The organism is Siphonobacter sp. BAB-5385 (genome assembly GCF_002261125.1).
GTDB lineage: Bacteria > Bacteroidota > Bacteroidia > Cytophagales > Spirosomataceae > Siphonobacter.
Window position 1 is genome coordinate 25,874 of the sequence record NZ_NMPS01000126.1, and the last position, 9,636, is coordinate 35,509.

9 protein-coding genes are annotated in these 9,636 nt (G+C 51.6%); all 9 read left to right on the top strand.

Going from position 1 to position 9,636, the window contains the following annotated elements:
• Positions 1 to 163: 163 nt before the first annotated feature.
• The 9 genes from BWI93_RS12940 (at position 164) to BWI93_RS12970 (ending at position 9,194) form a co-directional block, all read left to right on the top strand.
• Entirely contained in the window at positions 164 to 553 is a 390-nt protein-coding gene (locus BWI93_RS12940; protein WP_094811961.1) for a sigma factor, read from the top strand.
• Positions 544 to 819: a sigma-70 family RNA polymerase sigma factor gene (locus BWI93_RS12945; RefSeq protein WP_176454209.1), complete on the top strand. Its 276-nt coding sequence runs from the start codon at positions 544 to 546 to the stop codon at positions 817 to 819. Before BWI93_RS12940 ends, BWI93_RS12945 begins: the two co-directional genes overlap by 10 nt.
• Before the next feature lie 90 nt (positions 820 to 909).
• Complete coding sequence (locus BWI93_RS12950) at positions 910 to 1,851, top strand: FecR family protein (RefSeq protein WP_094811965.1); 942 nt, start codon at positions 910 to 912, stop codon at positions 1,849 to 1,851.
• The gene (locus tag BWI93_RS28760; protein ID WP_255157835.1) at positions 1,848 to 3,011 is read left to right on the top strand and encodes a carboxypeptidase-like regulatory domain-containing protein; all 1,164 of its coding nucleotides are present in this window, start codon (positions 1,848 to 1,850) and stop codon (positions 3,009 to 3,011) included. Before BWI93_RS12950 ends, BWI93_RS28760 begins: the two co-directional genes overlap by 4 nt.
• Positions 2,981 to 3,940 (top strand): hypothetical protein, encoded by a 960-nt coding sequence (locus BWI93_RS28765; RefSeq protein ID WP_255157836.1) that lies wholly within the window; start codon positions 2,981 to 2,983, stop codon positions 3,938 to 3,940. The genes BWI93_RS28760 and BWI93_RS28765 overlap by 31 nt, the downstream gene beginning before the upstream one ends.
• On the top strand, positions 3,826 to 5,322 hold the full coding sequence (locus BWI93_RS28770) for a hypothetical protein (protein WP_255157837.1): 1,497 nt from the start codon (positions 3,826 to 3,828) through the stop codon (positions 5,320 to 5,322). Before BWI93_RS28765 ends, BWI93_RS28770 begins: the two co-directional genes overlap by 115 nt.
• Positions 5,323 to 5,332: 10 nt before the next feature.
• A complete protein-coding gene (locus tag BWI93_RS12960; protein WP_094811967.1) occupies positions 5,333 to 7,210 on the top strand; it encodes a RagB/SusD family nutrient uptake outer membrane protein in 1,878 nt (625 codons plus the stop codon).
• A 13-nt stretch (positions 7,211 to 7,223) separates the two neighbouring features.
• A complete protein-coding gene (locus BWI93_RS12965) occupies positions 7,224 to 7,916 on the top strand; it encodes a DUF3823 domain-containing protein (protein WP_094811969.1) in 693 nt (230 codons plus the stop codon).
• Between the two features lie 285 nt (positions 7,917 to 8,201).
• Positions 8,202 to 9,194, top strand: coding sequence for a glycoside hydrolase family 43 protein (locus BWI93_RS12970; RefSeq protein WP_094811971.1), 993 nt, complete (start codon positions 8,202 to 8,204; stop codon positions 9,192 to 9,194).
• The last annotated feature ends 442 nt before the right edge of the window (positions 9,195 to 9,636 follow it).

Genomic DNA, 9,636 nt, shown 5'->3' on the forward strand with positions numbered 1-9,636 from the left:
ATTATTCGTAGGAAGAACTAGACTAGCATTTTTAAACGGAATTAGTTATTCTTATTAAGGTCGAAAAAAATATATAAAAAATTATAAAAGTGACTCAGGGTGTTTGAATACCTACTTGTCAATAAGCTCAGTGAATCCCTTTACTCGCTGGAACCGCTGACTTATGTCTGTACCTGTACCTACTCCGGTAATCCGTTCGTTACCCGCCGCCCGATTGGTGGATTTCAATCCACGTAATCCGATGGGAAAAGACACGGAAGAATCGTTACAATTGTTATTTCAGGAAAACCCCCAGAAGGGCTGTGAAGCCCTGTTTAGGCAATACTACGCGGCTTTATGCAGTCATTCGGTTCGACTGGTGTATTCCAGGGAAGTGGCCGAAGACATAGTCTCGGAGGTCTTCTGTCGATTCTGGAGTGATCGGGTGTATGAATCCGTCACGACTTCCTTCGTGGCCTATCTGTACCAGGCCGTCCGGAACCGTTCGTATAATTACCTGCGGTGGGAATTACAGAATCCCGCCAGAGCACCGATCCGCAGCAGTTGTCCGTAGCAGATTACCAGCCGTCGCCCGCCGAAATGGTCCAGTTCGACGAGCTGCAACGCAAAATTGAGCAAACGATTGAACAACTTCCCTCGCAGTGCAAGCGGGTTTTTCTGCTGAGCCGCTTCGAAAACCGGAAGTATCAGGAGATTGCCGATGAACTTCAAATCAGTATAAAAACCGTCGAAACGCACATTAGTAAGGCGTTATCGACACTCCGACTCGTCTTGAAAGACGAGGGGCTTTTGTTCCTGATCGTGCTCTTCAGTTGCTAAGGTTTTATCCCATCTTTTTCATTTTCCTCAACGTATGCAATCGATTACCCGAGTCCATCTGATGGATTATCATGCCGGGCGAGCGACGCTTTGCAGGCCCGGTTGATTGAAGAATGGCTTCAGCAGCCGGAAAATCGAACCCTGTTCTACGAAACCCTCCACGCGTGGGAATCGCAGCAACTCCAATACGTGGCCGATACCGAAACGGCTCTCGAACGATACCAGTTGTTCATGCAACAGGGGAACCAGCCGATGGCAGTCAAGCCCGTTAGCCGTCGGTTATGGTCCTGGAAACCCTGGTTAGCCGCGGCGGGGGTATTGTTACTGTGCTCAGGCTGGCTGTTTCGGGATACCCTTCAGTATAAAACCTATCAAACGGAATACAGTCAGGTACTTCCCGTCGAACTACCCGATGGCAGCCACGTCACCCTCAATGCCAATTCGACGCTCAAGTACCCCCGTTTCGATTTCGGCAATGGCCCCCGAAACGTCATCCTGAACGGAGAAGCCCGCTTTTCGGTAGTACACACGAAAGACCATCGCCGCTTTGTCGTCAAAACCGACCGCAACCTCGACGTGGAAGTACTCGGGACCGAGTTTGTGGTGTTCAACCGGGAACGCGGTACCCGGGTGGTACTCATGCAGGGAAAAGTACAGCTGAATTTCCAGAAACAGGGCCGGACGCTAACCATGAAACCCGGTGATCAGGTAACCCTGACCCCCGTGGGTTCCTTCGCTCTGACGAAACAGCCGAAACCCGAGGAGGTAGCCGCCTGGACGCAGCATCGCTACGTATTTGCCGATACCAAACTCTCCGAAATTGCTCAGCTGATGAAAGAGAATTACGGGTACGAAGTAAAGATTCCGAATCAGAACCTCGCCCAGCGAATGGTCAGCGGAACCTTCAATGCCAAGGACGGAAATGAGTTATTAAACGCCCTGCAACTGGTACTGAATCTGAACGTGGAACGCGTAGGCAAACGCATTACCCTTACCGAAAAAACTAATCCTACCTCTTACGATTATCTATGAAAAAAACGCTACCCATCTGCTTATGGGCGGGTTTGACGATGCTACCGGGGATTGGCATCTCGCAGACCTTCGCCCGTGCTGAAACCCTGCGGCAGGAAACCAAAGCTCCGGCGTATCGCTCGCTCCGCAAGGTTTTGCAGGAAATCAAGACCCAGTATAAAGTGGATATTCTGTTCGAGAACCGGGTGGTCGATCCGGTATCGATTCCGGTTGAGCGGCTGAAAAGCCACCGAACGGCGGAACAGGCCCTCCGGGCGATCCTGTATCCGGCGGGGCTGACGTACCAGAAAGTCAAAGAAAATGCCTACGTCGTTACGCCGGAGGAAAAGTCCACACCTGCCACCACACCTCCCAGGACTTCCTTTGTGATGCCTTCGGTGAACGCCACCACGCCTTTGCTGTCGCTGCTGCACGCGACGCCTTCGGCCGATATTCCCGTTCGCGGCACCGTACGCGATGAAGCAACGGGCGAAGGATTACCGGGCGTTAACGTCATCGTCAAGGGAACGTCGAAAGGAGCCACGACGGATGCGACGGGGACGTTTCGGCTGGATATTCCCGATGATAATGCTATTCTGGTGTTCTCTTCCATTGGCTACCAAACGCAGGAGCTGGCCGTTGGTACGCAGACGGTACTCAACATTTCGATGAAGGCCACCGATCAGGCCTTGAATGAAGTGGTAGTCGTGGGCTATGGCGAGCAGAAGAAAGAATCCATCACCGGAGCGATTTCGACCATTTCCAGTAAAGACATCGAAAAAGTACACGGCGGATCGACCGTGAGTAGTGGACTGGCGGGGAAAATTCCCGGCGTTTCCTTTCGGATGACCGATGGACGGCCCGGTTCGAGTGCCAACATCCAGATCCGGAACATGGGCAATCCGCTGTACGTCATCGATGGCATTCAGAAAGACGCGGGACAGTTTAACAACATTTCCCCCAACGACATTGAAAGCATTACCGTACTCAAAGACGCTTCGGCGGCTATTTACGGGGTACGGGCGGCCAATGGGGTTATTGTTGTAACGACGAAACGCGGGAAGATGGGGAACCCAAATACCATCAATGTGGATGCCTATACGGGGGTACAGAACTGGACGCGTTTTCCCCGTACCACCAACGCCTACGAATGGATGCTGGGGAAGGCCGACGCGAAATGAACCAGTACGGCCGCACGGACATTACGCCGGAAGAACTGGCCAAATGGCAGCAGGGTACCGAAATTGGTTACAAGAGTTTCGACTGGCACAACTACATCATCAAGAAGAACGCTCCGCAGTACAACATCAACGTTAACGCAACAGGTGGTTCCGATAAAATCAATTACTACATCTCGGCGACGCACCTGTTTCAGAACTCCGTACTGGGTCGGGAGTTTACGTTCAAACGAACCAATATTCAGAGTAACATTGACGCTCAGATTACGAATTCCCTGAAAGTCGGCGTACAAATCAATGGCCGGATTGAAACGCGGGATAACCCCGGTGTACCCGGCAGCGATGATTACTGGGGACCGCGGTTCGCGTTGTTTCGCAATCGTCCCACCGAACGTCCCTTTGCCAACGACAATCCCGCGTACCTTAACGACATCGGTCACAACGATACGAACTGGGGCTTGCTGAATAAGGATAAGTCCGGCTACTGGCGGGAAGACTGGCGGGTGCTGCAAACCAACTTCACGGGCGAATACCGCTCGCCCATCAAAGGACTAACGGCCAAGGGTACCTACTCGTACTACATCGCGGATCGCTTAATGAACGGTCACGAATACACGTACGATGCCTATACGTACTACAAAGACACCGATACCTACGTTCGTACGGGCGGCAGTACCAACCCCTGGCGGGAGCGGGGTACGCGGAAAGTGCTCGAAAACGTAGTGCAGGGACAGGTCAATTACCAGAACAGCTTCGGCAAACACAACCTGGCCGCCACATTTGTGGCCGAGCGAATTTCCCGCCGCGAAATTGACGTATGGGTGCACTCGGTACCGCAAACCAACGAATTGCCCTTGCTGCAATTCGCCGATATGGACACCTACAACGACAGCGACATCCAGACGCCCGGGCCGGGTACATCGGACGCCTGAACTACAACTACCAGAACAAGTTATTTCTGGAACTGGCCGGGCGGCGGGATGCTTCCTACAAGTTTGCTCCCTCGAAACGCTGGGGTTTCTTTCCCTCGATTTCCGGTGGATGGCGGATTACCGAAGAACCTTTCTTCAAGAATTGGGTAGGAGGTGACCGCGTACTGACCAACCTAAAACTTCGCGGATCGTACGGGGCACTGGGAGATGATGACGTAGGCATCGGTGATTTCGATTACGTATCCGGTTACAACTACGGTTCCTCAACGGTCATTATTGATGGGAAAGTCATTAAAGGTTCGCGGGACCGGGGGGTACCCATTACGAACATTTCCTGGTTTACTTCGAAAATTCTGGATTTCGGTCTGGACTACACCATCCTGAACGGCAAATTCAGTGGTTCGCTCGACTATTTTAACCGGAAGCGTTCCGGCTTACGCGGCCGGAAGTACGATGTGCTGGTTCCTTCTGAACTTGGCTACGGCCTGCCCGACGAAAACGTTAACAGCGATGCTCAGCTGGGAGGGGAAGGTTCGCTGTTTTACACCAGCAAAATCGATCAGCTGAACTTTACGATTGGTGGAAACCTGTCGTATTCCCGCCGGAAATTCCTGAGTTCGTACAAACCCCGCTGGAACAATTCCTGGGATTATTACCGCAATTCAGGTGAAAACCGCTGGAACGACCTGTACTGGGGGTATCACGTCATCGGTCAATTCGAATCACTGAATCAGATTGCCGAATACGGCGTGAACATCGACGGACAGGGCAACAAAACCCTACTACCCGGTGACCTAATTTACGAGGATACCAACGGCGACGGGATGATCAACGACTATGACCAGCGTCCAATCGGGAATGGAGCCGGTAGTAACCCCACGATCAATTTCGGCATCAACCTACAATTAGCGTGGAAGGGCTTTGATTTTACGGCTGACTTCTCGGGTGGTTCGGGATACTCCGTGATCCGAAACTGGGAGATGCGTTGGCCCTTCCAGAATACGGGGGCGTTACTGAAAGACTTCTACGAAGATCGCTGGCACCGCGAAAATCCGTATGACCTCAACAGTACCTGGATTCCCGGCAAATTCCCGGCCTTACGCTTCAACGATGGCGGCCACAGTAACAACCGTTCGTCGGATTTCTGGCTCACTAACGTCACCTACCTCCGGATGCGTACGATGGAGTTCGGCTATTCCATCCCGCAGCGAATGCTCGAAAAAATCAAGGTGAAACGGGCTCGGGTGTACTTCAATACCTACAATCTCTTCTCCCTCGATAACCTGCGGAAGGCGGGCATTGATCCGGAGATCTCGGAAGAAAACGGCCTGGCTTATCCCCAAAATAAATTCGTCAACGTAGGGGTGAACCTCTCGCTCTAATACCCTGACTATGAAAAAAATGCATTACCTCAGTTGCCTGGTCCTGATGCTGGTGAGCTGGTCCTGCAACGATGAGAAGTTTCTTGATAAAGACCCGACCAATATTCTCACCAACGATAAAGTCTGGCAGAGTCCGAATCTCGTTCTGACGGTACTGGTCGATTTGTACGATCGCTACCCCGACATGCAGAGTACGGAAAGGTGGGTGGAGTACGCCAACTTCGACGAAGCCTTTGCTTCGAGTTCCGGGGAGTACTACCGACATAAAAACCAGGAATACAGCTACGACTGGTGGAACTACTGGGACTACAGCTACCTGCGGGAAATGAACCTGTTCATTCAGAAATGCGAACAGGCGACCCAACTCAGTGCTGGCGACAAAACACGTTTCCTGGCCGAAGCCCGGTACCTACGAGCCTCTTTTTACTTCGAGGAAGTGAAACGCATGGGCGGCGTACCGCTGATTCTGGAACCCCTGGCGTATAACTTCAGCGGCGATCCCACCTACCTGCAATACGCCCGGGCGAAGGAATCGGAAATTTACGACTTCGTAATTGCGGAGATGGAGGCGATCAAAAATGATTTGCCGGCGGATGCTAACGTGAAATCACGGGCTACGAAAGGACTGGCTCTGGCCACCGAAGCCCGGGCGGCTCTCTACGCCGGATCGATTGCCAAGTACGGTGTCAATACCCCGCAGGTCTCTCTGCCCGGTGGGGAAGTGGGCATCGCTGCCGATAAAGCGGCGGGCTATTACCAGAAGGCACTGAAAGCGGCCGAGGAACTCATCGCTTTGGGGCAATACTCGCTGTATCTGAAAAAGCCGACGGATTTGCAGGACAACTTTGCCAGTTTGTTTACGGATAAATCCAACAATGCCGAAGTCCTTTTCGTGAAGGATTTTAAACTCAAAAGTGGCAAAACCGTCGACTGGACGATCAGCAACCAGCCGCGTTCGGTGGCCGAGGAACAGCAGGGGGGTCGCCTGAATCCTTCGCTGAATCTGGTACAGTCCTTCGAAAAACTGGACAACACCTTTGCTCCCTATGCCTATACGGAGGCGAATGGCGGCTATCGGTACTTCGCTAATCCGCTGGAATTATTTGCCGGTCGTGATGCTCGTTTAGGCGGAACCGTGATTTTGCCGGGAAGCCAGTTTAAAAGCAAAACCGTAGACATCTGGGCCGGGTATATTCTGGCCAACAATTCCATCATTACGGGTGACAATTTCGGTTCCCGCAAGGTGCTGCCCGGCAAAACGACGGAAGAACAGGTGGTTGGGTTTGACGGTCCAATTGACGGGCTGGAGTACAGTGCTCAGACGGGCTTTTACGTCCGCAAGTACCAGGATCCGACTGTTGGCTCCGGGCAACTCGGCACCCGGAGTGAAGTTTGGTGGATTCGCTACCGCTACGCCGAAGTACTGCTCAACGCCGCCGAAGCTGCCTTCGAATTGGGGCAGTCGGCCAAGGCTGCCGAGTACCTGAATCAGGTTCGGAAACGGGCCGGTTTTACCAAAGATCTGGTCGCGGCTGACCTGAGTTTCGACCGCATTGTGCACGAACGTAAAGTAGAGTTGGCGTTTGAAAACCACATTTTCTGGGATCTGAAACGCTGGCGGCTGGCTCACGTAGTCTGGAATGGCAATGCGACCGATCTCACGACCCAGCCCGGCGTAGCTACCGAAACCAGCACCCGCATTTTCGGATTGTGGCCGTATAAAATCTATGCTCCGGGTACCGAACAGAATGGCAAGTGGGTGTTCCGGAAGATTATTCCTTCGAACGTGACCAACCCGCACCGCTTCCGGCTGGGCAATTACTACTCGTTCATCAACGAAGACATCCGGAACAACAACCCCAAAATTGTGAAAAACCCGAACCAGTAAACGCATTAGACCGATGAAAAAATATCTTCTCTTTTTACTGCTGGGAGGTTCGCTAACGGCCTGTAAATTTGATAATTACGATCCGCCGTCTGCGGTATTGAAGGGTCGGATTGTGTATAAGGGTGAACCCATTGGCGTTGAATACAACAACGTAACCTTCGAACTCTGGGAGCCCGGCTGGGGCAAAAAAGGACCGATTAACGTGACGGTCGATCAAAATGGCTCGTACGCCTCTACCTTGTTCGATGGCAATTATAAGCTGGTGATTCCTTCGTATCAGGGACCGTTCAAGTCCATTCGCAACGCCGAAACCCAATCGGATACCATTCCGGTGCAGGTACGCGGCAGTCAGACCCTGGACCTGGAGGTATTGCCGTACTACATGATCCGTAATGCCACCTTCACGGGCGGAGAGTCGAAGGTTTCGACGCAGTTTTCGATTGAAAAAATTATTACCGATGCCTCGGCCAAAGCCATCGAAGAAGTGGCTCTGTACATCAGCAAAACGGACTTTGTAGACGTTCGGACCAACATTGCCTCGCAGGTAATCAAAGGAGCCGATCTGAAAACCATGAGTGGCATTCAGATGCAGGTGACGGTACCGAAACTGACACCGACGCAAAATTTTGTATTTGCCCGCGTCAAACTGAAAGTCAGTGGGGTAGAAGACCCGATTTTTTCGCCCATTCAAAAAGTGACCTATTGATCAATGCTTCCCGGAAGCGTCAACCCTTTCGGGAAGTTTTTTTAGTAACGGTTGGTTTTGCTTCCCATTTGTAAAACTTTTCTACTGCCTTTTTATTCCAGATGACCTGCGTCAATCCGCTTCAGATTCATACATTTCCCGTACCGCAACCCGGCAAAAAGCCGATCTATTTTGACGGTCAAAAGTCGACGAAGTTTTTAGGAGATGAGTTGAAACGAACAAGATGGTACTTTTACTGGTAATAGTTCTAGTTTTCAATCCTCTCAAACACTATTGTCTGGTTTCATGCGGAAGCTGTCCAAATCTCTCAAACAAAAAAGTCTCCTGGTACTGGCCCTGGCGGGTGCGGCTTTCGGAGCTGATGCTCAGAAAACCTCGGGTAACCCCATTTTTCCGGGCTGGTATGCTGATCCGGAAGGCGTAATTTTCGGGAAGACGTACTGGGTATATCCCACGTACTCGGCTCCTTACAATAAGCAGGTACACATGGATGCTTTTTCTTCGCCGGATCTGGTGACCTGGAAAAAACATCCCAACATTATCGATACCAGTGCGGTAAAATGGGCCAAACGGGCGTTGTGGGCTCCGGCCATCATCGAGAAAAAAGGCAAGTATTACCTGTTTTTCGGAGCCAATGATATTCAGAATGATCAGGAAAAAGGGGGCATTGGCGTCGCCGTGGCCAACAAGCCCTCCGGACCGTTCAAGGATCTGCTGGGCAAACCCCTCGTCGATAAATTTCACAACGGTGCCCAGCCCATCGATCAGTTTGTATTCAAGGATAAAGACGGCAAATATTACCTCATTTACGGCGGCTGGCGACACTGTAACATTGCTCAGTTAAAAGAAGATTTCAGCGGATTCATTCCGGCCGAGGATGGCTCAACCTTCAAGGAAATTACGCCGGAAAACTACGTCGAAGGGCCAATCATGTTCATTCGGAATGGCAAGTACTACTTCATGTGGTCCGAAGGCGGCTGGACTGGCCCGAACTATTCCGTTGCGTACGCCATCGCCGATTCTCCCTTTGGACCCTTCAAACGAGCCGGTAAAATTTTGCAGCAGGATGCAAAAGTAGCCACCGGAGCAGGACACCATTCGGTCATTCAGCGGCCCGGTACGGATGAATGGTACATCATCTACCACCGTCGTCCACTGGGAGAAACCGACGCCAATCACCGGGTAACCTGTATCGAACGCATGTATTTCGATGAAAAAGGTGAAATCAAACCCGTAAAAATCACGTTCGAAGGCGTTCCGGCTCAGAAGGTAAAATAACCTTATAAATCAGGGTTTTAACTCATTAAAAGTTACTATCTGTTTAACCTGAGACCCCGCCCGGGGTCACGCCCCGGGCTATCTATCTAAAGTATTCTTTGGGTTTAGTAAGTGATGATTTAACTATGGCTTGTTGCTTTTAAGGAGCTTCTTTATTCACCTAGACCATGTTTGGTACCGTAAGCACGGCTGTTCAGTAGCGATCAGCAATCCATGCCGGGCCATTTCACGCCTAACTATTCCATGGGGGCGACAGCCTGCTCAGGGCCACCGCATTTCGGCTATCGTAGCTCGTTCGGCGGCCCCATGGAATGGCCCCCATGGAATGGCTGATACGCGGGAGAGGTTTTCATCTTCGAGCAGTAGTAATGTTGTTAGTTTCTAGCGAGTCGGTACTGTTGACGACATAAACCCAGGCCCCGTCCTATCGCGAAAAGCCGCC